We start from the raw sequence: 25,367 nt of genomic DNA on the forward strand, positions 1-25,367 counted from the left end.
GGGGGAAATATGAAACTAATAGAAATAGATAAATCAAATTGGCTGAAAGTTATTTATTTAACAACAAATAAAGAGAGTATGCCAACAATATGCGAAGAATTCGTCGCATCAAATGCATTATCAATTGTGCAAGCGCTATTCGAGAAAACATGGATTACAAAGGCAATTGAAGTGGAAGACCAATTAATTGGTTTTACTATGTATGGTTTCTCTGAAGAGCAGAACTTTTTTGAATTATGCAGAATAATGATTGATCGAAAGTTTCAAGGAAGCGGCTATGGTCCTAAAGCAATTTTACTTGTAATAGAAGAGATGAAGAAACTAGAAGGATGCAACGAAATCTACTTATCAACTGAACCCAACAATAAGCGCGGGAAGAAAATATATGAGAAATTAGGCTTTAAGAATACGGGGCGCATTGTTGATGGTGAGGAATTGTATTGTTTGAAGCTTTGATTAAATAGTTCTAAGTTGTACTTAAAGAGAGTGTGTTACTATCAAAAAGTGAGGGGAATTGAATGAATCAATTTACACCAGTTTGGGAAAACGTTTTGAATACTTTTCAACAAGTAGATGCTTCGGGTGCTGCCTTAATAGTTATGAAAGAAGGCCAAGTTGTTGCAGAATCTTACACTGGTTTTCAAAGTAAAACCTTTGGAGCAAGAACTATGCAAAAGGATACATTCTTTCATCTAGCTTCAGTTCGAAAGACATTTATCGGTTTTTCCGCAGCTTACTTAATCCAGGAGGGGGCAATTAAATCACTTGAGCAACAGATTGCACCGATATTCCCTGAAATAGATAGTGGTATATTAAAGGGTGTAAGCATTCGCCATTTAATCACTCATACGCATGGGTTAAGACTAGTAAATGGAGAACTTGAAAAAGAGTTTCAAGCAGGGACAAGTTGGGCTTATCGAAATATTGGTGTAGAATTATTGTCTGAAATCATTAAGAAGGTTTCAGGTAGAACGATTGCTAATATTGTTGAAACTGAAGTGTTAGTTCCTTGTGGTCTGACAGAGATTGGTTGGTATGGTGAACTGGATTCTAGACATGTTGAAGTGATTCGAAAAGAAAACGATCCACATTGGTATACAAGTAACAATGTAGATGGCAGTCAAATGAATATGTATGCTTCTGTTAGAGATTTAGTTAGATGGGGAGCACTACATTTATCTAAAGGAAAAGTAGACGGTAAACAATTAATACCTCAAGAGATATTTGAGTACTGTACTTCTGTTCAAAGCCCAAATACTCTACCTTTGGACTATCCAAGGAACGGTTTCTTTTGGTTTGTCCAAGGAGCCTCTTGTGGTCGAACAGAAATAGGTGAAGTCGTATCTAATGATGCTTATCAAATTCTCGGCTATACAAATGTTACTTTGTTAGTCATTCCAGAGCATGAGATAGTTGCGGTACGTGCTTTTAATAACTTCGGTTCACCAGTTGGATATGATTACTTAAAAGACGTTCGTGGTTTTGGAAATTGTGTGATGGAATGTTTGTAATAGTGACATGATGACTAAATAGCTACTATCAAGAAAAGCAGTAATTTCTTGATAGTGACTATTTTATTCCAGAAAATCTCGAATCTATAATTAAGATTTTTCTGATTTGATCTATTCAGCTCTTTATTTGACGCACTCAGAGAATGATTTAACCTACTGAGGGGAGCATTTAACTTACTCGAGTAATGATTTAACCGATTCAAATAGTATAGGAATTTAATCTGATCAATTCATAACCGAATTTGACTCACTTAGTACGTGATTGTATTCTTATTTAGTGATAAAATAACTATTTTTAAAATTAAAGTTCTAATAAGTAAGAGCTAGCCGTCGATTTCGTATATAATGGTAAGATAGAGAAGAATTGATATTCCACAGACCAATTGTCGAAGAAAGCTTGAATCATCTCAATTATAATTTTAAAGGAGTTTGACATAACTTGAGTAAAAAGTTTGAAACAGAATTACCAGAAGACTATGCAGAACTAAAAAAAGAAGCGAATTACACGTCTAGCTGGAGAGATCGTCTTTCAGCGGTAAATGAGTTAAGCACTTGTAAACACCCTAAAGTAATCGATCTTCTTAAAAACCGTATGGAAAATGATACAGTATACAAAGTACAAGAGGCTGCTTACAAAGCACTAATTGCATTTGGTGAAAATATAGAGCCACCTAAAGTACAAAAATTTGATATTATCAAAGGTACTGATAAAATCCTAATCCGTGTGAAGAAAAGCTTACCAGCTGATCACACATTTGAAGACTTCGCTGGAAAACTTGAACGTATGCGCTTAGATGTATACGATGCATACGAAGGTCATAAAGGTAAAGAATTCAAAACATGGCTTGAACAAAAATGGACAAGCTTAAATAAATAATTTATTTAAAACCAACTAGTTGCGTAGTACATGGAAAAACTAACGCAACGAAAATTTCATACAAAAAGGCGACATGGCGTTCATTTCTAGCCATGTCGCTTTTATTGTTTTACTGCAAATTCACCATCAGCCTATAGCTCCTTCATCTTTTTGCAAAATCATAATAAAGCATAAGGTTTTTCTGTAAAATGATGATTTCCTCCCTACAAAAAACCTATAATACGGTAAATAGTTTGACTGATGCAACAACAATTGCCTCTAACATTTCTGCGGGTATTCAAACATATGTTGATAACGTTTTTCCAAGTAGCGCTATTCTTGTATATTACTACTTTATTGAAGCTACAAACGGTACCCAAATTGTCTCTTCGAATAGTATTGAGGTAAAAACTGTACCTGATATAAAGAATGCTTTTAGTGAGAATTACCGCACAGATAATACAAATAGTTTCTTGTACAATGTTGTCACGGATTCATATGAATTGGTTTGAAATTAATCCGTGAAAAGTCTAATTAATTTTGGGTTTATTAGTTGAAGAGGTGAAGATATGTTTGAAGTTTTGGAAGTAAATCATTTTAATTTTTATAGTTTTAATAAGCTTTTACTACCAGCATATTTTAAACAACTAGAAAAATTCGGAAATGATATTATGGGTGTAGGGGCCATTTCTCATACTGAACCAGTTGGTTTATTATTGGTGAATTTAGATACTAGCTCAAAAATTGCAAGCATCATTCACTTTGTAGTAAATGCGGAAAACAATGAAATAGATATTATAGAATTGTTACTGGACAAAGTAGAAGAGCTTTTAGAAGTAGGGGGTTTTTATACAACTGATTTGACGATATCCATTAATCAATCAGTAGAAGGGGTTCAAAAAATACTTTTACAAAGAGCAGAATACAAGTTCGGCAATTACCCATAAATATGTTGCTAAAACACAACGGGTACAACACAAAGATTGGACAACTCTCTTTAATAGGCAAGATAATCTAAAAGTTGTACATTATAGAAAAGATTAATTATACAATATATTAGAACCTTGTGCTAGCGGGCTGCGTTACTTCAATAATGTATAGAGCATATTTCCGCTCCAAGAAACGTGGCAGAATAGTCAATTGAAAATATTAATATGTCGGAAAATATGAAAGTGATTTAAAAAATTTAAGAATGTTATTGATTGATAGAATTAAAAATGAACTGGGAGTGTAGGGGTTTGAATAATTCTTGGAACAAATTTATTTATAAAATCGGATCGCCAATTTATGATAAGATTTTTAATTCGGGTATATTCTTAAATGCTCGAAAACAAATATTCCAATCGATACCATTCGATAGCAAACACAAAATTTTGTTTGTTGGTGTAGGGACGGGTGCTGATTTAGAGTTAATCAATTGCTCTGACGTAGATATCACTGCAATTGATTATTCACCTTATATGCTTGGAAAGGCAAAAACAAAATTCAAGGATACTAGGATTAGATTTTTAGAAATGGATGCTCAAAATATGGTTTTTGAGGATGAAACTTTCGACTATGTAGTAGCAAGTCTAATACTTTCAGTTGTACCAGATGCCAATAAATGTTTTCAAGAAATATCGAGAGTTTTAAAGCACGAAGGAAAAGTAATTATTTTTGATAAATTTGCTCCTAAAAATAAAAAGCTCTCGTTACCAAAATTACTATTAAGACCAATTATTAGCGCATTAGGAACTGATATTGGCAGAAGTTTTGAAGAATTAATTCCAAAAAATAATAAACATTTAAAAATAGAAGAAGATACACCAATTATGATGAATGGAATGTATAGGAAGATAATAATTGCTAAAATTCATTAATGTTCATCAACTAGGGGGACATTAGTTGATGATAGAATGTAGAGAACTTTATCAAAATAAATTTCTCTCTATTTATTCGCAAAAATCTTTGAGTTAATAGCTTTTAAAACAAAAAACCTTCTTGAGCATCCATTAAAAACAGGTAGAAAGAAAATAAGATAGTACATAATAAAAAGCCCATAAACGTTATTAGATAACATTTATGAGCGATGATTCCTTTAATTTTCGAATCCGCGGACTCTAACTCTATCTTGTCGAGATAAATCATATTGAAAAATTCTTTTGCTTAAACCTCAATAATAACAGGCAAAATCATCGGCTTTCTTTTTGTCTCAGTATTTATATACTGTCCTACAGATTTTTTTATCTTTTTCTTCATTTTATTAATGCTACCATCTAAAGATTCATTTACTGTTGTTTTAACAATGTCATTTACGTTTCTAATAAGCTCTGCGGAATCTTTTGCATAAACGAATCCGCGGGAAATGGTGTTAGGTTCATAAACAAGTGTACCTTCTGTTTTAATAATTGTTACAACAATGACAAGCATACCGTCTTCAGATAGTTGTTTTCGATCTCGTAATACAATGTCCTCTACTTCGCCAATACCGATTCCATCAACGTAAGTATCGCCAGCAGGGACTTTTCTAGTTTGACGTGCTAGTGCGTTTTCAATATCGACCACATCTCCGTTTTTAATGATGAAGGTATTGTCTTTTTCAATGCCAACGGATTCAGCTAACAAGCGATGTAGGTATAACATCCTATATTCACCGTGAATAGGAATAAAATATTTTGGTTTCATTAATGTTAACATAAGTTTTAGGTCCTCTTGATAGCCGTGTCCCGATACGTGCATTCCCGTTTTGCTAGCGGATCCATAAATAACTTTGGCTCCCATTTGAAAGAAGCTATCTACTATCCGCGATACATCTTTTTCATTCCCAGGAATAGGGGATGCTGCAAAAATAACCGTGTCATCAGGTAACACTTTTACTTCCCGGTGATTCGAAGTCGATAAGCGAGAAAGGACCGCTAGTGGTTCTCCTTGACTGCCTGTACATAAAATCACGACATCTTCAGGAGGTAAATACTTTACGTCTCGTGACTCAATTAGCAAGCCATCTGGTAAATCTAAATATCCGCGTTCTACAGCAACTGATACGACATTCACCATGCTACGACCAAGCAATGCAAGCTTTCGATTGGTTTTTAAGGTTGCATGGACTATTTGCTGAATACGATTTACATTTGAAGCAAAGGTCGAAATAATAATCTTACGCTTAGCTTTCATAAAGGCGGCTTCAATATGTTCACCTACCAATTGCTCAGAAGGAGTAGAGCCAGGGCGTTCTGCATTTGTACTTTCGGATATGAGGAGTAATACCCCCTGTGTACCAATCTCACTCATTTTATGAATATCAGAATATTGATCATTCATTGGTGTTAGATCGAATTTAAAGTCTCCTGTATGAACGACCTTTCCTTCAGGTGTGTCAAAGACAATGCCTAAACAATCGGGTATACTGTGGCTTGTTCTAAAAAAACTTACAGCGATTTCACCAAAATCTAAATTTGAATCCGAGTTGATTTGTACCAATTCTGTAGTCCTAAATAGTTTATGTTCTTTTAATTTTAGTTCAATTAATCCGAGTGTAAAACGAGTAGCATATATCGGAACATTTAATTTCTTCAAAAAGTATGGAATTCCACCAATATGGTCTTCATGGCCATGTGTTACCACTAAAGCCCTGATTTTTTCCTTGTTTTCTTGTAAATAATCGATATCAGGGATGATAAGATCAATCCCTAATAAACTTTCATCCGGAAATTTAGCTCCACAATCGACGATTATAATATCATCTGCGTATTGTATAACATACATATTTTTACCTATTTCATTGATACCACCTAAGGCGAAAATAGATAATGTTTTATTACTTAGAGTCAAAATAATGTCCTCCTACTCGACTATTCTTTTTTATTATTGCAATGCAATTTAGGCTGTTTTGAATTCATTCTTCAGTATTGCTTTTGAGTCATCGTTCTATACGAAATCACTGAATATTGAAGGTTCTAGTAGTAGCATTAAGAAATTTACATCTGAAAGAGCAGTTTAAATAGTGGGGAGAATACTATGAAACGATTAGTACTATTGATAGTTGCTCTTGCTCTCTTAGTAGGAGTAGGTAGCTTTTATTATGCAAATGTAGATAAAAATTATTTTGAGTTACAAAAATTCTATGATTTCCCTGTTCCTAATAGTGCTACATTAGAAAGTGAAAATCAGAATGCTAAAAATTATATATGGGAACCATCGACAGGTACTGATGTTCCACTTACTTATCAGTTAATGATTAAAAAGAGTGGGTGGAAACAAGTGGAAATTGATGGGCATAGTGTTATTTACAAAAAAGGTGACGAGTTTATACAACTCGTTCTTGCACCAGATTATATTGGTATCTTAAAAGAATAGAAATAAACTTACTTAGTATTAATTAATGTAAATATAAAGTGACAAGAGATTTGTTCAATTTACAATAAAGTTGTTTAAAAAGGGTAATATAACTGGGATTAATTTCAATTTCTTTATATAATAAAAAATGAATATTTCCATATTCGATTCGTTAGAAAAAAAGCAGTTAGTTAGGATGTGAAAAAATGAAATTAAAACTGAAAGGCTTTTTTGTGGGGGTTATGAGTTTTATAGTTTTAACTATTGCTTTAGTTTTTATTGGGCATGAGTTTTCGATTTCGTGGCTAACTTTAGCTTATACTCATCAAAATAGCGAAAGTGGAATTTATGTATCTATTGAACCGCTGATGCCCGTTATGATTGCTTTGTTAGCATCTTTAATTTTGGAATACGTGTATGTTAGACATAATTCTAAAAAGATAAGTAATAAAGGATTTTAGGCTTAAGGGAGGAAACACTGCATATTTCATGAGTATAAGTGGTGCAAACTTATTGGTTTTTGAAAAAGATAATTTGCAATATAGGGTTGGTGTAGATAGTTGAAGAAGAAAAATTTTTGATTCGATGCAATAATCAATAGAATTAGCTATTTGAACTAAAATTTCTGAAGTAATCTTTTCGAATGTAATACTAATGAACAGCAAATTTCTAAATCTATTCGGTGTGTTCATTGAAACAGAAGTCGGCTTTTTACTAAAAAAATTAATGAGCAAGTAGTGAATAAGATAATCGAAAAATAATGAAGGGATAGAATTTCCATATTCTCATGTACAGCTGCTGGATGGGAATGATCCAGGGTGTAATCATTGTGAAAGAAGCATAGGAGGAAGTAAAAGCAATGGTTATAGAAATATTTAGAAAATCCAGTTGAAATTCCCTCTGCTAGGTATTACGATATACCTGTAATAAGTAACACTGGATACCAACACCATAGAATAGTGAGGTCACAAAAATAATTTAAGAAAAACAGTTGACAGCCTCGCTACTCGGTGTTACGATGTACCTGTAATAAGTAATACTTAATAGCTCGATTTCCTAAAAGCTATTAAGTAAAAAATTTTACTTAGTACTAAGTTATACTGAATATAAGTCAGACAAAATAGAGGAGGTAAAGGAGGCTTTGAACATGGAAAATTTAACTGAAATGCTTAAGGGTTCGCTGGAAGGCTGCGTGTTGGAAATCATCAGCCGCCATGAAACCTATGGATACGAGATTACCCGCCGCCTGAACGAGCTTGGGTTTACCGAAGTCGTAGAAGGGACGGTCTACACCATCCTAGTGCGATTAGAAAAGAAAAAACTGGTGAACATAGAAAAGAAACCGTCAGATATGGGACCGCCCCGCAAGTTTTACTCACTTAATGAGGCTGGTCGCCAGGAACTTGAATTGTTTTGGGAAAAATGGGATTTTGTATCATCAAAAATCAATGTCTTGAAGTCAACTTAGCATCATAAGATATTCTATCCGATATTTTTGGAGTGCCTTGTTCAGCTTTATAAAAAAGGAGGAAAAATAACATGATGGAAATGTTCAAAAAAATGATTGGTGATAAAAAAGAATACAAGATGATGATGGCACGGGTTGAAGCCCTGCCAGAGGACTACCAGTTTGTATTTAAGAAAATTCAAAACTACATGTGGAATTTCTCAGCGGGAGGCAGCGGGATGGATATGCTGCACATACAGTATGAATTAATCGAGTTGTTCGAATCTAGTGCGGCGGAAGGCAGACAAGTGCTGGAAATCACTGGGGACGACGTGGCGTCATTTGCTGACGAACTAGTGGCAAACGCTAAAACCTATGTCGCCAAGTATCGTGAAGATTTGAATCAGAGTATCTTGAATCGATTAGGAAAAAAATAAATTCAATAGATAATACCGACTGAATAGCTGATTACAAATGTGAAATTCCACCTTCGTTATTCAGTTTTATTTTATACCCGGTAGTAAGTAATACTTATTATCAGTCATACTATATAGAAGGGTATATGCAATCTAGCTCCGCAAGACGCTTATTAAAAGGAGGATAAAAGTATGAGCAATGCAACGATATCTGTAAAAGGGTTAAAAAAATCCTTTAAAGACAAGGAAGTCTTAATGGGGGTGGATTTTGAGGTGCGTCGTGGCGAAATTTTCGCACTGCTTGGTTCAAATGGAGCGGGCAAGACGACGACGGTCAACATCCTCTCGACACTGATGAAGGCCGATGGCGGTGAAGTAGGTATTTGCGGCTTTGACGTCAAGCGACAACCGGATCATGTTCGCCAGAGCATCAGCCTGACAGGGCAGTTCTCAGCTTTAGATGGCATGCTCACCGGGCGGGAAAACCTGATGATGATCGCCAAGTTGCGGGGAGTTCCCAATCCTGCTCAAGTCGCCGACAATCTGCTTGCAAGATTCAGCCTGACCGATGCGGCCAACCGCCGGGCCGACAAATATTCCGGCGGGATGAAGCGCCGGCTTGACATCGCCATGAGCCTGATCGGTACGCCAGCAGTTATTTTTCTCGACGAACCGACGACAGGGCTTGACCCCGAAGCGCGGATTGAAGTCTGGGATACTGTCAAGGAGCTTGCCGGCGGCGGCACGACCATCTTGCTGACGACACAGTACCTGGAGGAAGCCGAACAACTGGCGGATCGTATCGCCATCCTGCATGGTGGAAAAATCATCACGACCGGTACCCTTACCGAACTTAAAGAGATGTTCCCGCCAGCGAAAGTGGAATACTTCGAGAAGCAACCGACATTGGAGGAAGTTTTCCTCGCGATCATTGGCAAAAAGGAGGAGATGTAAATGAAAAGCAAAACAGGGGTATTACTAGGGCGTTTAATGCGCAACATCATGCGCAGCCCGGATACGATTATCACGGTGGCGATTACGCCGATTATGATGATGCTGCTGTTTGTCTACGTATTTGGAGGTGCAATAGAGACAGGTACGGACAACTACGTCAATTATTTATTGCCGGGAATCTTGCTGATGGCTATCGCATCCGGCGTTGCTTACACTTCCGTGCGGCTGTTTACGGATGTAAAGAGCGGGCTGATGGCGCGTTTCATTACCATGCCCATCAAGCGCTCGTCTGTATTATGGGCTCACGTTTTGACCTCGCTTGTTTCCAATGCGCTTACTGTCGTGGTGGTTATCCTCTTCGCGATCTTGATGGGCTTTCGGTCCAGCGCTGATATCCTGGATTGGCTCGCCGTAGCTGGGATCCTCGCGATGTTTACGCTAGCGCTGACATGGCTGGCTGTCATTCCAGGATTGACAGCGAAATCTATGGAAGGGGCAACAGCCTACTCGTACCCGTTGATTTTCTTACCGTTTATTAGTTCGGCCTTTGTTCCCACAGAAACCATGCCTAAAATTGTCCGTGCGTTCGCTGAGAACCAGCCCGTGACTTCAATTGTGAATGCGATTCGTGCCCTTTTGTATGAAGGGTCTGTTGGCAACGGAATCTGGATCGCGCTTGCCTGGTGCGTCGGCATCACGGTTATCTCTTACTTCTTCGCCAGTAATGCATTTAAACGTCAGTTAGGATAAGTACACCATCGGTTCGGTGTCTCGTAGCAACTAAATCTTCCGAATTAAAATATATGTTTGGAAAATGCAAGGAAAAATTTTCCATTATTTAATTATTTGTCATGTTCTCATGGTAACTATTGTCTATAAAACACCTTCATGTTATTCAACAATCGGGCGCAATTCTGGAATAAGAATTGTGCTTTTATTTTTATATTTGACCATTTCATGAAATAGGACTTTAAAAAAAGGACTTAAAAAGGTTTATTAGTGTGAGATTGTGAAGAAATGTACTTAAACTAACGGGGGCTTTAGTTGAACAAGGAACTGACAGAGGTAGGTACTTTTTGTTGGTTGAAACTTCCTTATTAATGTAAATCCGCATTTTCATGACGCTATGCCTAAAAAAAATGGTATAAAACAAAAGGCTTCTTCTTATCGATGAAGCCTTTTTAGATTTTCAATATACTGTATACAAGATTTAAACTTCTAATCCTGCAATCCCAAATCCTCCAGGACCAGAATGAGTAGAAATCATAGCACCGGCTTGAATCCAAGTTGTATTTTTGAATCCAGTTTCATTTGCAATTTCATTTATCCGTTGCTTGATATTTCCACTGAGTCCGATTGAGTATATAAAATAAATTTGTTGTCTATCAATGTCATATTGATTTAAATAATCACGCATTAATTTTTCAGCAACATTGCTCATATTTCCACGATATTTTTTAGTTGAAACAAGCTTTCCTTCTACTAATTCAATGCATGGTTTTATTTTCAACAAAGCACCTCCGAGATAAGCTAAATTACTTACTCGTCCACCTGCTCTTAAAAAATCTAAGCTACCAGGAATGAAAGCAAGCCTTGATTTAGGAACCTTTGATTCAATTTTTTCTATTAAGTGAACAGGATCAATCCTAGGTTCTTTCTCTAGCAAAGTAACAGCATACATCACAACTGCAGTTAATCCACCTGTAACGTTCAAAGCATCAATTAAAAAAAGATCCTTTAAATCTTCCGCTGCTATTAACGCATTTTGAAAGGAAGCAGATGCCTTTGACGTATAACCAATATGAATAATGACACTATCAGGAAAATCCTTTCTAATTTTCTTGAAAAACTCATGATACTCATGGACATTAGTGGCAGATGTAGATGGTATCTTTTTTGTGCGATCATAAAAATCATAAATTTCATTTACGGATAGATGACCGTCTAAATAATCCTGACCATCCATGATTACATGCATCGGTATCACTTGTACATCATGTTTGTCCGCTAAAACTTCCGGTAAATCGGCCCCGCTCTCAGTCGATAAAATAATTCTTCTCACTGTACATCTCCTCCAACTTATATTCTATTAGTGCTTAGCTTTTAAAATTCACTCTAACTATACATTAAAAATGTAGGATATATGTTGAAATGATTTAAACTTGTAAAGTAATTGTAGATTTGAAATAATGATGCGATGGTTTTAAATAATGATTGATAATTTATATTAAAGTTTGAGTAAAACTTAAGGTTGAAATTGGCGAATACAGTATTATCAGTGGTTTGATTCGCCTTTTTAATCAATCTTTTTTATAAAGGTAAAATTTAGGTGAGTTATTAAATCAAGCTTTGCAGAATACTTTTGATCAATCTTTATTTCAAACCAACAGATAAAATTAGTAAGTGAATTAGAACGATAAAAGCCTACATCCCGATTAAGGATGTAGGCTTTTATTGAAATAAATATTATTGAATTACTTTAAATGTATAAGTTATTTTTTATCACTCGATTGAGTGGTTTAAAACATCTATTATTTATATCCCCATGGTGCCCATGACAAATCATAGGTAATTTTCTTTTTTGTTCCTTGATTCACCAGGTGAAATCTATATCCATCATTATCCGAGAATTTTGGAGACTCAAACTTGGTAGTTCCGTTTTTCTTAGCGTTAATAGTTTTGATTGTCTTCCAACTTCCCTTATTATTTTTCTTAATTTGTATGTATACTTTGTAAGTTCCACTTGCGGAGCTACTAGATTTAATAGAACCATTAAGTAAAGCAATTTTTGAAGTGCTACTCCACTTCTCGTAGTAATTTTTTGAATCTACATAGTTAGTAAAATAGCCACTTTTATATTTAAATACCTCAAAGCCAGCAGCTTCCGTTTGTTTTGGCGCTACACTTGCAGTAGTGACCCCACCTACAAGTAATACTGAAGCCATTCCCAATGACACTAGTACTTTTTTGATTCTTTTTTTCATATGTATTCCCTACCTTTCTAATTTTAGACATTATTATTCTAACACAACTGCACAATATAATATATATTTCATATCTATTATAATTATTTGATGGATACGAATATTTATAAATAGTTTTTTATTGTTTTTCATAGATTTTCACAAAGTAAAAAAAGCCTCTATATAGGACGACCTTTTTGACTCCATTCGATGAGTTTCTTCAATTTCATTTGTGTAATTTAGTTTAATAAACTCTTTTACATCTTAAATAATCCATCACACGGCCTTAGTTAGCTATTGATATAGGAAAAAACTTAAGCTTCACTTCTCCCTTCACTGCATTTTTGAAATAAAGCCAAACCGCTTGTTTAAAAAAGATAGTTTGAATTGGATTTTCATACCATCTTTTCTTTGTATCCTATATAATATATGTAAGAATATACCAATGTCCGTATAGTTAAGAAAGGGTGAAAGTTAAATAGTATTTTTCAAAAAAATTTATATATATATACTGTCAACAATTATTGCTTTGTTTGGAATTTTAGTGAATTACGAAACAACATGGGCTGTTGCTCTCTTAGGAATTAGTTTCGTAGGCTACTTATTTTTAATCTATGTGGATAGAGGGAAAGCTAAACATAATAATTAAAAGGGGGCGAATCTTCATTATTCGCTAACCGAATTAAACAACATTATTATTTGTTAAAGTAACAATTCTAAAGCAACTAACCGATTTTTCATAAACTATAATATCCTCCTAGCGTTTAAGAACACCGAATAATCAAATGGAAATTATTTAAGGGGAAGATAATGTTTTTATCGAATTTAGGTGTAACGGAATAATAAATTCGATAAAAACAGTCTTAATGATTTTTAAATACTGTACAATTTTTTGCTGAACAGTATTTAAACAAACGGGCAGTAAACTTTAGCAAGATTTATCAAAAAAATATTCTCTATATTCGGTATGATAATTTTGAGGTGAGCAAGATGTATTACAGCGAAGTAACGCAAAAAACAATTTCTTATATTGAAAGCAATCTGACGGAAGAGATTCAACTTGATACTTTCCCATCAGTTATCGGATATTCGAAGTATCATTTACTTCGGATTTTTAAACAAGAAACAGGGAAATCAATTGGCGAATATATCCGTTTACGTAGGACTGCGATGGCTGCATTGATACTATTGCACTCAGATGAATCAATTTTAACGATTGCTTTCCTATTTCAATTTCAATCTCAAGAGGCGTTTACAAGAGCATTTAAAGATGTTTACTCCTTGCCACCAGGGAAATATCGAAAGCTTATGCAGGCTGTACGAATGATGGAGGAGGAGAAAAAAATGAATAAAAGTGAACAAATTACAGGCTGGAGCTTAAGCGGATCTAATCCAGAGTTGTATGATTTCGTAGTGGACGGAGATGTATTTCACACAGGAACAAAATCAGGTTTACTCTTTGCAATAGGGGAAGCAAACGCTCAGCAGTTTGCCACAATTATGCAAGGTTTCCAAGCAAATAATTATAAAGGGAAACGTCTAAAGCTTTCATGTTATTTAAAAACAGAAAGCGTTTTAAAATGCGGTGCATGGCTTCGGATTGATAACACTACTGGCGATACTATTCAATTTGATAATATGGATAACCGCTCCATTCAAGGCACAACAGATTGGAATCACTATTCAATTATTCTAGATGTTCCAGAAGAAAGTGCTTCTATTCACTTTGGTGTATTACTTATTGGAACGGGGAAAGTATGGGCTGATGGATTTTGTTTTGAAGAAGTGAATGAAAAAGTAGCTACGACAAATATGCTTACACAGGAGCATTTGCCAAAACAACCGAGTAATTTGGATTTTAGTGAGTAGTTCATGTTCAGCTTTTTCACTGTAAAATGTGGTATGATATGACATATACTTGAAACAGTAATGTAAGCAATACAACATAAGGAGGGATGCAGTTTATGAGAAGAGGTACTATTAATTTTGCATAGTAAAGGCTATTGCAAAATATTATAAACAAAATAATAGCCTTTGCTATTCCTAAAAGAACTATTAAAATTTAGGAGTGCAAAAATGAGCTATAAAAGAGCAAATAATCTTCTGCCAGCAGAGCTAGTAGAGTTAATACAGAAATATGTCGATGGTGAATATATTTATATCCCAAGAAGAGAAGAAAATAAAAAGTCTTGGGGATCAGGTACTGCTACAAGGAGAGAATTGGATTTAAGGAATTCTAATATTTACAACGATTTCTTATCGGGAATAGATACAACTACTTTAGCAGAAAAATATTATTTATCTTCAAAAAGTATCCAAAGAATCATACTAAAAGAAAAGAAAGCAAATAATAAGTCAATGTGGTTATAAACTACATTGGCTTATTTTCATTTATGAAAAAAGGATGAGGTATTTTCCAGTTATGTAGTTAAGTTATACTTTACTTAGATAGAAATCAGGAGGAAATTCAAATGAAGAACGTAATGATTAACGGCAAAAACTATAAATTGATTTCCCGCTACCAGGATGATAATGAACTACGAAACAGTTTTAATTTGCTAACTAAACAAACTTATAATTTCGATTTTGAAAAGTGGTATAAAAGTGGTTATTGGAAAGAGAATTGTATTTTGTATTCACTGTTAGACAACGATAAAATGGTTTCTCATATTACAGTCAGTGTCATTGATTTTATCGTCTTAGGGGAGAAAAAACGATTTGTTCAGTTGGGTACAGTAATGACAGATGAACAATACCGCAACCAAGGCCTAAGCCGAGTGCTAATGGATACGGTTATAGAGGAGTGGGAAAATAAATGTGATATGTTCTATCTTTTCGCTAATGACAGTGTTCTTGATTTTTATCCTAAGTTCGGATTTATATCTGTTGATGAATATCAAGCTTCAAAACAAATTTCAATAATTGAAAGTCCTTATTCTGTCCGAAAAATGGACATCGATAATGTTATCGATCTTAATCTGCTTTATGAAACAGCAAAGAATGCTGCAGCACAATTTGCACTTTCAATGGTGGATAACGCTGGGCTAGTCATGTTCTATTGTAACTATTTTGAATTGTTCAGTTTTAAGTATAATCTTTTCTATATACAAGACTTAAATGCAATTGCTGTAGCAGATTATGAAGAAGATACATTGATTCTATATGATATTTTGGCAACCAAGAAAATAGAAATTGAAAATGTACTAAATGCCTTGGCAACAGAACAGACAAAGAGAGCTATACTGAATTTTATGCCTATCAACAGTGAAAACTATGAAGTAAGTCTTTATAAAGAAGAGGATTCTACACTTATGGTAATGGGGGATAAAGAAAAACTATTTAAAAATAACAAGTTGATGTTTCCAATGTTATCACATACATGAAAAAATGATTTGATCTACTCGGCCCTTGATTTAACGCATTCAGAAGATGATTTAACCTATTCGAACATATAGCACAAAGTTTTAACCAATTAGCATTTTATGGGGGAATAAAAATGGATTTTGCAAAAATATTAAAAGAGTTTCCAGTAATAGAAACTCAAAAAATTCGTTTAAGGAAATTAAGATTGGAAGATGCTCCTGCATTATTAAAATATTATTCAAATGAAAATGTATATCGAAATCTTGATTGGAATGGACCAGAAACAATAGAAAGAAGTTATGAAGTTATCAAACTATGGAACAAAGGTTATGATGCAGGTTGGATTATTCGTTTTGCAATTGCAGACAAAGTCACAGATGAAATTATAGGAACAATATTTTTAAGTGAATTTGAAGGGAAAAGGGCTGAAATTGGTTATGAACTATCAGAGCAATATTGGCGTCGTGGAATAATGGCCGAAGCAGTACATGAGGTTTTATCAATAGGATTTGACCATTTAGGCTTAGTAAGAATTCAAGCCTTTGTTAGTGATGAAAATATAGCATCAAAGGTGTTATTAAAAAAATTCAACTTCAAAGAAGAAGGTTACTTAAGGAAGTTTGAATGCCATAGTGTTACTGGAGAATGTAAAAACATGTGGTTATATAGTTTGTTAAATACAGAGTTTCAGAACTGAGAGGTGATTGTATATACATCTCAGCATATTTCGACTGAATTTGTTACGCAAAGACTTCAATAAAAAATTAGGAGTAGTGATAATAATGTTAGAAAAAATAACTGATAGAATCTATTATATGAAAAATAGTGATGAAACGGATAGACCCGTGTTAGGACTTGTGATAGGTGACGACTTTTGTTTAATTGTTGATGCAGGAAATTCTCCCAAACATGCAAATGAATTTAAAATAGAAATAGATAAAATGGGCCTGCCATCGGTGAAGTTTTTGGTGTTAACACATCATCACTGGGATCATACTTTTGGTTTAAAAGAATGGGATTTGATTTCAATTGCAAATATCAAAACAAGTAATTATTTGAAAATGTATCAAGGTATTAAATATGATGAAAAATCATTAGAATTAGCAAAAGCTAAAGGTGTTTTTAATGATTTTTCAATAGAATGTATTAAGGCAGAAATTACGGATAGAGAGAATTTTTCACCTAAAAATGTGAATCTATCTTTTGATGGTGAAATGAAAATTGACTTAGGTGGGGTTACATGTGAGATACGCCAAATTGTAAGTCCACATACTGATGATTCAACAATTTTATATATACCTGAAGAGAAGACTTTATTTTTAGGTGACTGTATTTATGGGCGAACAATACAGGGAAGCAACCATTTTGATGCTAAACAACTATTTCCGATGATACAAATAATCGAAGAGTATGACGCTGACTACTATATATGTTCTCATGAGTCAGTTTGCAGTAGAGAAGAAATAGTATCCTATTGGGAGCAATTAAATATTAGTTTTGCTATTTCTGAAAAATGTTCAAGCTTAGAAGAGGGAGTAGTAGCATACAAAAAGCAGTTTGATATAGAACCTTCAAATGATATGGTCTTTTTCATGAAAAGCTTCGGACTTAGATAAATCCATGTTTTCATTTACCTTTTTCCAAAACGCTTTTTTACTAACGTTTATATAGATAATTTAATCATGTTTTAAAATTTTGAATCTCTCATTATATTTCTGTATTTGACATAGAAGGATTTTATTAGCAATAATTAACTGTGTATTTCAACTGATGAAACATTCAATTAACTCATTGAAAAACTGCAATTACTAGAATAGAATATTTCCGATTATTAAAATATAGAAAGGTAGTGTATTCTCATTGGTTTTACATAATGAACTTGGTCTTATAGAAGCGATAAAAAAAGATAAATGGATGATGGAGATTTTACAAGCTGTAGAACAGTTGAATTTGCCAGACTGTTGGGTTTGTGCTGGCTTTGTTCGGAGTAAGGCTTGGGATCTACTGCATAACTATGGTGAAAGAACGCCATTAGCAGATATTGATGTCATTTACTTCAATGCTGAAGAGGTAGATGAACAAATAGAAAAAAGTCTCGAGCAGCAATTATTAAGTATGAAGCCTGACGAGCCTTGGTCGGTGAAAAATCAAGCAAGAATGCATGTGATAAATGGAGTTGCACCTTACATTTCTTCTAAAGATGGAATCGCTCACTTTTCAGAAATTCCAACTGCTATTGGTATACGCTTAAATAATTCTAAAGTTGAGTTATGTGCTCCATACGGAGTAGAGGATTTGTTATCTTGTGTAGTAAAACCAACTCCAGAATTCAAGAAAGGCATGCCTATGCATGATATTTATGTAAGAAGAATTGAGACAAAGAACTGGGATAAGATTTGGCCTAAATTGAAGTTGAAATTCTGAATCCAACTACTTTATGAAGAATAAATATTTTATTAACGATTCCCATATTATACTGCTTCGAGCATAAGTAAAGAGTCTTCACACTATAGATGAAAATAAAATCAGATCAATAAAGAAGGTATAGGAGGTTCTAAAATGAATAAAGAAGCACAAACATATTGGAACGAATATTGGGGAGAACAGAATAAGCCAACATCAGTAAGTACTTGGAAGTTCGGTGACACGGCTGATAGGCTAGCCGAACAAGTAGTTAGTGGAGAGAAAACAGCAACATGTTCTGGTCATGCTTTCTATGAGTTGAAAAATATGCCGTTACCTATGATTAATGACTACGGGGTTATTTTGAATAGCGAAGAGCAACCTGTTGCAATTGTCAAAACAGTTGAAGTTTCATTAGTACCTATGAATGAGGTAACTGAAGAATTTGCAATTGCTGAAGGTGATGGTACATATGAGAAATGGAAAGATATACATGTAAATTTCTTCAGTTCAGAATTACAAAAATACGGTTTAACATTTACAGAGGATATGCTTCTTGTATGTGAGAGATTTAAACTCATCGATATAAAAAATAGATTATGATGCTTCGATTTATTAGAATTTTAGATTTCGAATAAGATGTTTGGAATAGAAATTATGGTGATTCATTATTACTTTCATAATTCTTTCTATCTTTCTAAAATAAAAATGGTTATTTTCAAAAAGGAGCACATTTATATGTCCACATTAACGATAGAAAAAGCAACAATGAATGATGCAAAGATTTTAACTGAAATTATGAAGAAAACTTTTGACAGAGAAGCGAAAAAGTGGTTGTCAGAAGAGGAAGCCTATGCAGATTATAATATTCAACCTCCAGGATATGCATCTATAGAAATGAACAAATATATGATTAAAGAGTTGAATTATTATAAGGTTATTATAGATGAAATCATTGTTGGAGGTATTATTGTTACAGTATCGGGGAGATCTTTTGGGAGAATTGACCGTATATTCATAGACCCTATTTATCAAGGTAAAGGATTTGGTTCAAGAGCGATAAGTTTAGTGGAAAAAGAGTTTTATGATGTAAGGAAATGGGAATTTGAAACGTCTAGCCGGCAAATCAATAATCATTACTTTTACAAAAAGAAGGGGTATGAAAAAACCTTCGAAACGAAAGATGAATACTATTATACAAAGCAAATAAAAATACCTGTTGAAGAAGAAAATATAGTTGAAAATAAAGAACTTTCAAGAATACAGTACGACAATTGTGATATGTCTAAAGCCGAATATTATCAAGTAAATTTAAAAGGCAGTTCATTTAGTAATAGTAATTTGATGAATAGCTATATTAGCAATTGCAATCTTAGCCATTCAAAATTTCAAAATATAAATTTTAGAAATTCACTTATTGCGGATTTAAATCTTGCAAACAGCGAAATCCTTTTGGCTTCTTTAGGAGGAGTTCATTTTAAAGACACAGATCTTGGAAAAGAAAATAATCCTATATTATTTGAGAGATGTGATTTGAAAGGAAGCAAATTGAGTCATTGCAATCTCAAAGATGTAGAAATACAGAATAGCGAAATCACAGGTATGAAAATAGATAACATCCTAGTCGAAGAACTGCTCGAAGCTTACTATCAAGTGATTAAAGGGTAATTATCAAATGGTATTGATGAAATTAAAACGAACATTTTTTAACTAATTCACATATAATGCAAAATGTGTTTTTTATAGCTGATTAAAGTGTTTTGAATTTAATACCCTTTTGTATATACACTATGTTGTAAAAAAATGAAGTTAGGCAAATAAATACTAAATTTCCAGAAGAATTTCTTTCGGTGTATGATAAACTTAATCTAACTAATGTAGAAAATTAGGCAAAATCACTCTAGAGTATGTGCCGTTTCATTAGACATTGTATTGAGTTATTTGAATATATGTCTGAAAGGAATTGATCATGATGTTGTCACAAAAACTATTCGTAGCGACTTTAACTGCCTTGTTCACTTTTTTTATTCTTCCATTATTTTTTATTGAAGTAAATGCTAATGACTATTTCATCATTGGATTTGTTGTCAGTTCAGTAACAATTCCATTCATTTTCACATTTGGATTACTTTCCTCAATGTTTATTGAAAATTTTTGTTACAAATATCATCTAAAGAAAATCATAAGTTTTCTGCTTCACATCGTTAGTGGCGTAATATGTTTAATGATTTTCGCAGTCTATAATTTCATTGCAGGTGGTTCACCTGAAGGATATATTCAAACGGGATTAATGATTGCATTGTTATGTGTAACAGTTTTCTTTTGTATTGATATTGTCATGAAGAAAATATCAAAAAGAGCGGATTCACTATAATTATACTAAAATATTCTTATATACATAAAATAGTAAAATATGAAACTTTTTATTCTTAGATTCGTACTATACTATTAATAGATAAATTTAACAAAATTTCCTTTAAGGATTAAAGTTAATATCTATTTAAAAGTTAAAAGGTGGGGTTTATTAATGAAAAAATGGTTTTTGCCATTCGTCATGCTTCTAGTAGTGGGCGTACTTGGCGCATGTAATGCAAATGAAAAGGTCGGAGATTCAGATGTAACTGCGAAAGAACTTTATGAGAAAACTTTAAAACAGCAAGAATCTCTAAAAAGCTATTCTGCAAATGGTGATATCAAGCAAAGCATGGTATTTAAAGACGGTGAAGAAGAAATGTCGATTGATCTGGTTAGTGATATGAAAATGGATATCATTGCTGATCCACTAAGTTCATATTTTACTTCAACAACTAAGATGCAAGATGTTGGTGCGGAAGAAGCAATGGATATTAAAATGGAAGGGTATATGACAGATAAAGGCTTCTATATGAAAGAATCAACAGTGAATCAATGGATGAAGATGCCAAAAGAGCAATATGATCTAGTTTTAGGTTCTTATAAAGAGCAATCTGATCCTTCAGAACAACTGAAAAAACTTAGTGAATTTGTAGAGGACTTTAAAGTTGATACGGAAGGTGACAAATACGTGTTAACTTTAAAAGCTGAAGGTGAGAAATTTACAAAGTTCATTAAAACTGAAGTAGAAGCTCAACTTGAGCAAATGGCACAAGGTGCTGAAAAACCAGCAATTGATGACATGAAATTTGATGATGTTGAGTATGTAATCTACATTAACAAAGATGACTACAATATCGAGCATATGAAAACAATTATGAATATGACGATGAAAGTAGAAGGCAATGAAATGAAGATGAAAACAGACACTGACTTAAAACTGAGCAACTTCAATAGTGTTAAACCGATTACAGTACCAAAAGAAGTAACTGAAAAAGCACAAGAAATGTAATAGAAACCGGTTGTAGCTGAAAAGCTATGACCGGTTTTTTTGTCCATAGTGTCTCAATGTTAAGAATGATTTAGACAGTTCTGTTCAATTTGATTTCAAACTCAGGATCTGTGATATATTCCATATATTTAATATTTCCATCGAAATTCAAATAAGCTTCATAACGAGTTCGAAAAGCAGTTTTCGTAAAATACTCCAGTACTGTATCCTTAGCAACCCAGCAGCTTTCTGATGTTTCTTCTGAAATAGCTAACTCCCCACCAACTGGTTTGCACCTATAATCTAGCATTAATTTTGTAGGAACGTCAGTGATACCGTCGTACCATTTATGAGTGCTTGTATTTGAATAAACACCGATTAAGTTTGATACAGTAATGTCAATTCCACTTTCTTCTTTTACTACTCTAATTAATGCATCCACAGCAACAATATGAGTTGGCATTTCCATTTTTTTCGCCTCCATATGTAATAAATATAATACTTATAAATTCTACATTTTGAGTATATATGAACGTTTACATATGTGTAAAATTTTATAAAAAGTTATAAATTAGATAATATGATAAAATTATGTATAAAGCTTAAGTAATACTTCTGTTATTCTCCTTTTATATTAGTAATATCATTTAGTGAAAAACAAGATTTTAGAACTTTTAGAGAAACTTGAAAAAGAGGTGAATATTCTATGAAAAAAACGGCGGTTTTATTATATCCACAATTTAGCGAGTATGAATTGACGACTGCTTTATCCATTCTAATGCAAGGTGGAAAATCAATTTCTGTAATTGCACTAACAAAGGAAGGAGTAAAAGGGGAGGCAGGTCTAACTTGTGTTGCTGATGAAACAATAGATCAAGTAAACTACCAAGAATTTGATAGTCTATTACTTACTGGATGTATGGACATTGCAAGTGTTGTTGAAAATGAAAAATATATAGAGTTTGTTCAAAAGATTGCTAACCAAGCAAACTTTGTTATTGCAAGTATTTCAAGTTCCCCGATGTTACTAGCAAAAGCAGGATTATTAAAAGGAAAAAAATACACAGTTGGATTGTTGGCAGAACATAGAGAACAATGCGGATTATTTGATGATGCGAACTATGTAGAAGATCTAGTGGTTCAAGATGGAAATGTAATAACAGCTTGGGGTTCTGGATTTATTCAGTGGGGAGCACTATTTGGTAAGGTGGTTAAAGTTGAATTTGAAGAGGCATGGTATAGAGATTAAAATATTTTTTCAGAATATTAATTTCACATCCAATTCAAATACTATGGGGGCTAATTTATGACAACAAAAATTCTTTTCGCTTCAAATAAATTAGGTGTTATTACGAATGAGCAATTACAACAAATGCTTAATCAACACAATTTAGGTAAACTTATTTCCTCTAAAAAAACTGATAATGGTGCAATGGGTCAGACAATGTTTGTTCATTCCTCTAAAGGTGAGTTTGTTTTAAAAGGGAATCCACTATTTCCTGGGCAATTTGAGGAGGAACATTTTTTTGTGAATAACATTTCGGGAATTAGTGATGTACCTGTTCCCACGCCGTATTTCATTGGTGCAACTAATTCGTATTTTAGTTGGAGTTATGCTATTATGCCACGACTAAAAGGTAAGCATTTGAACGATATAGAAGTAGCGGATAAGTTAATGAGTGAAGATAAAATACAGATTGCAGAAAGTATGGCGAACACGCTATTGCAATTACATAGTTGGAAAGTAGATGTATGCGGAGAATTTAATCCTAACACGAAGAACTTAAGTGAATTTAAAGAGGGTTTTACAATTTGGCTTTTTAATAGAATTCGTTATTGGGTGGAGGATGCAAAAAAATATTCTAAAATAACACTAGGTGATGTGAACTGGGTAGAAAACGTCCTACAAGAATCTCTTGATGCTTTTGATCAATTTGATACACCAACATTTGTTATGGGTGATTTTAAGCCTGGTAATTTTTTGATTCTGTATGAAGGGCACGAGTGGAAAATAAGTGGAGTATTTGATTTTACCAATGCCTATTTTGGTGACCCTTTAGCTGATTTGATAAAAATGTTAACAATGTATATAGATCATAACGAATTAGATGTGGCGAAGCATTTTTTTAAGATATATATGACTAGAACTGATGAAAAAGAGCAAATCATACAACGTTTAAAAGTACATATGCTTATGCAAAGAACATTAGATTGGGGCTGTGCAAAAGCTATCGGTGCAGTTACTTGGGATGAGGATATGTCATTTTCTGTTTGGGTAGAACATTATTTGAAAACGATGGAGGAGCTTATTAGAGAGATTGAACAATGGGAGTTTATATAATCAGTATTACCAGTTACTTTTCATTGTTAGGAAGTATGATGAAAAAATTAAGAACGACGCCAAATAGCAGCAATAGTCCAATTAATAAAGTCTGCTGCTATGACAGCTTTTCTTGTTCAATTGCCGAAGGCTTTTTAGGAAAAGATCTTTAAGCTGTTCAGACGGCCCCTTTTTTTTCTACAACAAATGGGACAGGCAATTGAATAAGTATAAGTTATAATTTGTTTTATAGAATACTTTTTTAGGAAGTGGTCTAAATTTTTTATGCAATTGTTTTGTTTATACTTGCAGGTATAGCTGAAATTGGCGGAGGATATTTGATATGGCTATGGTTAAGAGAAGGTAAACCATATTATTGGGGTATAGGTGGAGGAATAGCCTTAGCCTTATACGGTGTTATTGCTACATTTCAATCGTTTCCATCGTTCGGTAGAGTATATGCTGCATACGGAGGAGTATTTATCGTTCTTTCTGTCCTGTGGGGATGGGGGATTGATAAAAAAGCACCCGATTTGTACGATTGGGTAGGTGCAGGAATTTGCTTAGTTGGTGTAGCCGTAATGTTATTAGCACCGCGTCAATAGTAATAGTAACTGTACATGGCATATTCAAGTATTGGAGGCTTTAGTTTAATAAAAAGGAAAGGGCATTACATATTAGGTAGATATAATATGTAATGCCCTTTTATTTATCCTTTTTAAATTTAAGTCTGGATAATTTAAAGGTTTAAATTTCTTTTAAATAGCTTTTTTATCAAAAATAAATTCTAAACTTTTTAGCGTTAGCAACCTTTGCTTCATTTCCATCAAATACATCACTTGTTGTAATTTCAATCCATTCAAGGTTCGTTTTTGTATCAACGATGAATCCCAAATTGCCTTTCTTAGATGCACTACCTTCAATTTCTTCGTTTAAGTTTTCTAAGTAAATGTCTTGATCCCAAGTGATTTTCTGACCAGTATTTGTTTCAATCATAGCGATTGGTGCGAAGTTTACTTTTTGGGTGGAACTGTTTTTGATTTCCACAAAGAGTTTCACATAATCAAATTCTTCGTCATGGGTGAGGCTGTGGAAATAGTCGGTTAGACTGTAATCGGGGAACAGGTGAATTAGCTTTGTATCTTTCACTGTTAATTTAATATCCCCGACTTTAACTGTTTGTTCTTTTAAGTTTATTTTCTGTAATGTTGCTTCGCCTTTCGCATCTTTGATGGATTGTCCGACAGTGAGTAATGTGCGGTCATCAGGTACTTGTGGATTTGCTCCATACCCATCGAGGTAATTGCTTTCTATTTCTTGAGCCAAAGCAGGGGAGCTAGTACTGAAATCTTTGTCGGAGCAGCCAAATAATAAGGATGGTAAAAGTAAAAAGCCGAGTGATTTTTTCATTTATTAACCTCCATTTAATAGAATAAAGGGCTAACGGTAGGAGTGTCAGCCCTTTATTAAAATTATG

The 25,367-nt window shown here is 33.7% G+C and carries 30 protein-coding genes; 25 read left to right on the plus strand and 5 right to left on the minus strand.

Translation table 11 applies throughout. From position 1 onward, the window contains the following. Nucleotides 1-9: 9 nt before the first annotated feature. The 6 genes from BK137_RS19135 (at nucleotide 10) to BK137_RS19160 (ending at nucleotide 4,226) form a co-directional block, all read left to right on the plus strand. Complete coding sequence (locus BK137_RS19135; protein ID WP_038182890.1) at nucleotides 10-456, plus strand: GNAT family N-acetyltransferase; 447 nt, start codon at nucleotides 10-12, stop codon at nucleotides 454-456. 62 nt (nucleotides 457-518) lie between these two features. Further along, the gene (locus BK137_RS19140; RefSeq protein ID WP_038182888.1) at nucleotides 519-1,511 is read left to right on the plus strand and encodes a serine hydrolase domain-containing protein; all 993 of its coding nucleotides are present in this window, start codon (nucleotides 519-521) and stop codon (nucleotides 1,509-1,511) included. A gap of 439 nt (nucleotides 1,512-1,950) precedes the next feature. Then, the gene (locus tag BK137_RS19145; protein ID WP_038182887.1) at nucleotides 1,951-2,388 is read left to right on the plus strand and encodes a HEAT repeat domain-containing protein; all 438 of its coding nucleotides are present in this window, start codon (nucleotides 1,951-1,953) and stop codon (nucleotides 2,386-2,388) included. A 188-nt stretch (nucleotides 2,389-2,576) separates the two neighbouring features. Beyond that, a complete protein-coding gene (locus BK137_RS19150; protein WP_038182886.1) occupies nucleotides 2,577-2,879 on the plus strand; it encodes a hypothetical protein in 303 nt (100 codons plus the stop codon). Between the two features lie 57 nt (nucleotides 2,880-2,936). After that, nucleotides 2,937-3,314: a hypothetical protein gene (locus BK137_RS19155; protein ID WP_038182885.1), complete on the plus strand. Its 378-nt coding sequence runs from the start codon at nucleotides 2,937-2,939 to the stop codon at nucleotides 3,312-3,314. Nucleotides 3,315-3,605: 291 nt separating this feature from the next. Further along, the gene (locus tag BK137_RS19160) at nucleotides 3,606-4,226 is read left to right on the plus strand and encodes a class I SAM-dependent methyltransferase (RefSeq protein ID WP_038182884.1); all 621 of its coding nucleotides are present in this window, start codon (nucleotides 3,606-3,608) and stop codon (nucleotides 4,224-4,226) included. Nucleotides 4,227-4,512: 286 nt separating this feature from the next. Here the strand turns inward: BK137_RS19160 and BK137_RS19165 are convergent, their stop codons facing one another. Beyond that, nucleotides 4,513-6,177, minus strand: a complete 1,665-nt coding sequence (locus tag BK137_RS19165) for a ribonuclease J (protein ID WP_038182883.1) — start codon at nucleotides 6,175-6,177, stop codon at nucleotides 4,513-4,515. A 186-nt stretch (nucleotides 6,178-6,363) separates the two neighbouring features. On the opposite strand from BK137_RS19165, the gene BK137_RS19170 reads away from it, so the two are divergent. From BK137_RS19170 to BK137_RS19195, 6 genes are all read left to right on the plus strand, one after another. Then, nucleotides 6,364-6,702 (plus strand): hypothetical protein, encoded by a 339-nt coding sequence (locus tag BK137_RS19170; protein WP_051448667.1) that lies wholly within the window; start codon nucleotides 6,364-6,366, stop codon nucleotides 6,700-6,702. Between the two features lie 185 nt (nucleotides 6,703-6,887). After that, nucleotides 6,888-7,142: a hypothetical protein gene (locus BK137_RS19175; protein ID WP_038182882.1), complete on the plus strand. Its 255-nt coding sequence runs from the start codon at nucleotides 6,888-6,890 to the stop codon at nucleotides 7,140-7,142. 686 nt (nucleotides 7,143-7,828) lie between these two features. After that, the gene (locus BK137_RS19180) at nucleotides 7,829-8,149 is read left to right on the plus strand and encodes a PadR family transcriptional regulator (RefSeq protein ID WP_038182880.1); all 321 of its coding nucleotides are present in this window, start codon (nucleotides 7,829-7,831) and stop codon (nucleotides 8,147-8,149) included. A gap of 71 nt (nucleotides 8,150-8,220) precedes the next feature. After that, nucleotides 8,221-8,565, plus strand: a complete 345-nt coding sequence (locus tag BK137_RS19185) for a DUF1048 domain-containing protein (protein ID WP_038182879.1) — start codon at nucleotides 8,221-8,223, stop codon at nucleotides 8,563-8,565. Between the two features lie 171 nt (nucleotides 8,566-8,736). Beyond that, nucleotides 8,737-9,498: an ABC transporter ATP-binding protein gene (locus tag BK137_RS19190; protein ID WP_038182878.1), complete on the plus strand. Its 762-nt coding sequence runs from the start codon at nucleotides 8,737-8,739 to the stop codon at nucleotides 9,496-9,498. Beyond that, a complete protein-coding gene (locus tag BK137_RS19195) occupies nucleotides 9,499-10,248 on the plus strand; it encodes an ABC transporter permease (protein ID WP_038182877.1) in 750 nt (249 codons plus the stop codon). Between the two features lie 460 nt (nucleotides 10,249-10,708). Here BK137_RS19195 and BK137_RS19200 read toward each other — a convergent pair whose 3' ends face one another. Next, nucleotides 10,709-11,560, minus strand: coding sequence for a DegV family protein (locus BK137_RS19200; RefSeq protein ID WP_038182876.1), 852 nt, complete (start codon nucleotides 11,558-11,560; stop codon nucleotides 10,709-10,711). 469 nt (nucleotides 11,561-12,029) lie between these two features. Continuing rightward, complete coding sequence (locus BK137_RS19205) at nucleotides 12,030-12,482, minus strand: hypothetical protein (protein WP_038182875.1); 453 nt, start codon at nucleotides 12,480-12,482, stop codon at nucleotides 12,030-12,032. A 969-nt stretch (nucleotides 12,483-13,451) separates the two neighbouring features. On the opposite strand from BK137_RS19205, the gene BK137_RS19210 reads away from it, so the two are divergent. The 10 genes from BK137_RS19210 to BK137_RS19255 all read left to right on the plus strand — a co-directional run bounded on the left by BK137_RS19210 (nucleotide 13,452) and on the right by BK137_RS19255 (nucleotide 21,591). Continuing rightward, nucleotides 13,452-14,330 carry a helix-turn-helix domain-containing protein gene (locus BK137_RS19210; RefSeq protein ID WP_038182874.1) on the plus strand — a complete coding sequence of 293 codons (879 nt, stop codon included), beginning with the start codon at nucleotides 13,452-13,454 and terminating at the stop codon, nucleotides 14,328-14,330. Between the two features lie 207 nt (nucleotides 14,331-14,537). Continuing rightward, nucleotides 14,538-14,831, plus strand: a complete 294-nt coding sequence (locus tag BK137_RS19215; protein ID WP_038182872.1) for a CD3324 family protein — start codon at nucleotides 14,538-14,540, stop codon at nucleotides 14,829-14,831. A 101-nt stretch (nucleotides 14,832-14,932) separates the two neighbouring features. Next, nucleotides 14,933-15,844, plus strand: a complete 912-nt coding sequence (locus BK137_RS19220; protein ID WP_038182870.1) for a GNAT family N-acetyltransferase — start codon at nucleotides 14,933-14,935, stop codon at nucleotides 15,842-15,844. 113 nt (nucleotides 15,845-15,957) lie between these two features. Beyond that, nucleotides 15,958-16,521, plus strand: a complete 564-nt coding sequence (locus tag BK137_RS19225) for a GNAT family N-acetyltransferase (protein WP_038182867.1) — start codon at nucleotides 15,958-15,960, stop codon at nucleotides 16,519-16,521. Between the two features lie 85 nt (nucleotides 16,522-16,606). After that, nucleotides 16,607-17,440: an MBL fold metallo-hydrolase gene (locus BK137_RS19230; RefSeq protein ID WP_038182864.1), complete on the plus strand. Its 834-nt coding sequence runs from the start codon at nucleotides 16,607-16,609 to the stop codon at nucleotides 17,438-17,440. Nucleotides 17,441-17,684: 244 nt separating this feature from the next. Continuing rightward, on the plus strand, nucleotides 17,685-18,248 hold the full coding sequence (locus BK137_RS19235) for a nucleotidyltransferase family protein (RefSeq protein WP_038182860.1): 564 nt from the start codon (nucleotides 17,685-17,687) through the stop codon (nucleotides 18,246-18,248). A gap of 135 nt (nucleotides 18,249-18,383) precedes the next feature. After that, nucleotides 18,384-18,830 (plus strand): ASCH domain-containing protein, encoded by a 447-nt coding sequence (locus BK137_RS19240; protein ID WP_038182858.1) that lies wholly within the window; start codon nucleotides 18,384-18,386, stop codon nucleotides 18,828-18,830. Nucleotides 18,831-18,965: 135 nt separating this feature from the next. After that, nucleotides 18,966-19,895, plus strand: a complete 930-nt coding sequence (locus BK137_RS19245; RefSeq protein ID WP_038182857.1) for a GNAT family N-acetyltransferase — start codon at nucleotides 18,966-18,968, stop codon at nucleotides 19,893-19,895. A gap of 304 nt (nucleotides 19,896-20,199) precedes the next feature. Continuing rightward, complete coding sequence (locus BK137_RS22730; protein WP_038182856.1) at nucleotides 20,200-20,601, plus strand: hypothetical protein; 402 nt, start codon at nucleotides 20,200-20,202, stop codon at nucleotides 20,599-20,601. A gap of 153 nt (nucleotides 20,602-20,754) precedes the next feature. Next, nucleotides 20,755-21,591 carry a DUF6612 family protein gene (locus BK137_RS19255; protein WP_038182855.1) on the plus strand — a complete coding sequence of 279 codons (837 nt, stop codon included), beginning with the start codon at nucleotides 20,755-20,757 and terminating at the stop codon, nucleotides 21,589-21,591. 70 nt (nucleotides 21,592-21,661) lie between these two features. Here BK137_RS19255 and BK137_RS19260 read toward each other — a convergent pair whose 3' ends face one another. Continuing rightward, on the minus strand, nucleotides 21,662-22,039 hold the full coding sequence (locus BK137_RS19260) for an NUDIX hydrolase (protein ID WP_051448666.1): 378 nt from the start codon (nucleotides 22,037-22,039) through the stop codon (nucleotides 21,662-21,664). A 237-nt stretch (nucleotides 22,040-22,276) separates the two neighbouring features. On the opposite strand from BK137_RS19260, the gene BK137_RS19265 reads away from it, so the two are divergent. The 3 genes from BK137_RS19265 (at nucleotide 22,277) to BK137_RS19275 (ending at nucleotide 24,495) form a co-directional block, all read left to right on the plus strand. Beyond that, nucleotides 22,277-22,819, plus strand: coding sequence for a DJ-1/PfpI family protein (locus tag BK137_RS19265; RefSeq protein ID WP_038182854.1), 543 nt, complete (start codon nucleotides 22,277-22,279; stop codon nucleotides 22,817-22,819). Nucleotides 22,820-22,876: 57 nt separating this feature from the next. Further along, on the plus strand, nucleotides 22,877-23,911 hold the full coding sequence (locus BK137_RS19270) for a phosphotransferase family protein (protein WP_038182851.1): 1,035 nt from the start codon (nucleotides 22,877-22,879) through the stop codon (nucleotides 23,909-23,911). A gap of 257 nt (nucleotides 23,912-24,168) precedes the next feature. After that, nucleotides 24,169-24,495, plus strand: a complete 327-nt coding sequence (locus BK137_RS19275; protein ID WP_038182847.1) for a YnfA family protein — start codon at nucleotides 24,169-24,171, stop codon at nucleotides 24,493-24,495. Nucleotides 24,496-24,664: 169 nt separating this feature from the next. Here BK137_RS19275 and BK137_RS19280 read toward each other — a convergent pair whose 3' ends face one another. Continuing rightward, nucleotides 24,665-25,300, minus strand: coding sequence for a DUF4352 domain-containing protein (locus BK137_RS19280; RefSeq protein ID WP_038182844.1), 636 nt, complete (start codon nucleotides 25,298-25,300; stop codon nucleotides 24,665-24,667). Between the last annotated feature and the right edge of the window lie 67 nt (nucleotides 25,301-25,367).

Origin of the sequence: Viridibacillus arenosi (assembly GCF_001955655.1) — a bacterium.
Taxonomy (GTDB): Bacteria; Bacillota; Bacilli; order Bacillales_A; family Planococcaceae; genus Viridibacillus; species Viridibacillus arenosi.

Bases quoted from the DNA above. Each gene is read 5' to 3' on its own strand.
- BK137_RS19135 (WP_038182890.1), top strand. From the start codon at position 10: ATGAAACTAATAGAAATAGATAAATCAAATTGGCTGAAAGTTATTTAT.
- BK137_RS19140 (WP_038182888.1), top strand. From the start codon at position 519: ATGAATCAATTTACACCAGTTTGGGAAAACGTTTTGAATACTTTTCAA.
- BK137_RS19150 (WP_038182886.1), top strand. From the start codon at position 2,577: ATGATGATTTCCTCCCTACAAAAAACCTATAATACGGTAAATAGTTTG.
- BK137_RS19155 (WP_038182885.1), top strand. From the start codon at position 2,937: ATGTTTGAAGTTTTGGAAGTAAATCATTTTAATTTTTATAGTTTTAAT.
- BK137_RS19170 (WP_051448667.1), top strand. From the start codon at position 6,364: ATGAAACGATTAGTACTATTGATAGTTGCTCTTGCTCTCTTAGTAGGA.
- BK137_RS19175 (WP_038182882.1), top strand. From the start codon at position 6,888: ATGAAATTAAAACTGAAAGGCTTTTTTGTGGGGGTTATGAGTTTTATA.
- BK137_RS19180 (WP_038182880.1), top strand. From the start codon at position 7,829: ATGGAAAATTTAACTGAAATGCTTAAGGGTTCGCTGGAAGGCTGCGTG.
- BK137_RS19185 (WP_038182879.1), top strand. From the start codon at position 8,221: ATGATGGAAATGTTCAAAAAAATGATTGGTGATAAAAAAGAATACAAG.
- BK137_RS19190 (WP_038182878.1), top strand. From the start codon at position 8,737: ATGAGCAATGCAACGATATCTGTAAAAGGGTTAAAAAAATCCTTTAAA.
- BK137_RS19195 (WP_038182877.1), top strand. From the start codon at position 9,499: ATGAAAAGCAAAACAGGGGTATTACTAGGGCGTTTAATGCGCAACATC.
- BK137_RS19205 (WP_038182875.1), bottom strand. From the start codon at position 12,482: ATGAAAAAAAGAATCAAAAAAGTACTAGTGTCATTGGGAATGGCTTCA.
- BK137_RS19210 (WP_038182874.1), top strand. From the start codon at position 13,452: ATGTATTACAGCGAAGTAACGCAAAAAACAATTTCTTATATTGAAAGC.
- BK137_RS19215 (WP_038182872.1), top strand. From the start codon at position 14,538: ATGAGCTATAAAAGAGCAAATAATCTTCTGCCAGCAGAGCTAGTAGAG.
- BK137_RS19220 (WP_038182870.1), top strand. From the start codon at position 14,933: ATGAAGAACGTAATGATTAACGGCAAAAACTATAAATTGATTTCCCGC.
- BK137_RS19225 (WP_038182867.1), top strand. From the start codon at position 15,958: ATGGATTTTGCAAAAATATTAAAAGAGTTTCCAGTAATAGAAACTCAA.
- BK137_RS19230 (WP_038182864.1), top strand. From the start codon at position 16,607: ATGTTAGAAAAAATAACTGATAGAATCTATTATATGAAAAATAGTGAT.
- BK137_RS19240 (WP_038182858.1), top strand. From the start codon at position 18,384: ATGAATAAAGAAGCACAAACATATTGGAACGAATATTGGGGAGAACAG.
- BK137_RS19245 (WP_038182857.1), top strand. From the start codon at position 18,966: ATGTCCACATTAACGATAGAAAAAGCAACAATGAATGATGCAAAGATT.
- BK137_RS22730 (WP_038182856.1), top strand. From the start codon at position 20,200: ATGTTGTCACAAAAACTATTCGTAGCGACTTTAACTGCCTTGTTCACT.
- BK137_RS19255 (WP_038182855.1), top strand. From the start codon at position 20,755: ATGAAAAAATGGTTTTTGCCATTCGTCATGCTTCTAGTAGTGGGCGTA.
- BK137_RS19260 (WP_051448666.1), bottom strand. From the start codon at position 22,039: ATGGAAATGCCAACTCATATTGTTGCTGTGGATGCATTAATTAGAGTA.
- BK137_RS19265 (WP_038182854.1), top strand. From the start codon at position 22,277: ATGAAAAAAACGGCGGTTTTATTATATCCACAATTTAGCGAGTATGAA.
- BK137_RS19270 (WP_038182851.1), top strand. From the start codon at position 22,877: ATGACAACAAAAATTCTTTTCGCTTCAAATAAATTAGGTGTTATTACG.
- BK137_RS19280 (WP_038182844.1), bottom strand. From the start codon at position 25,300: ATGAAAAAATCACTCGGCTTTTTACTTTTACCATCCTTATTATTTGGC.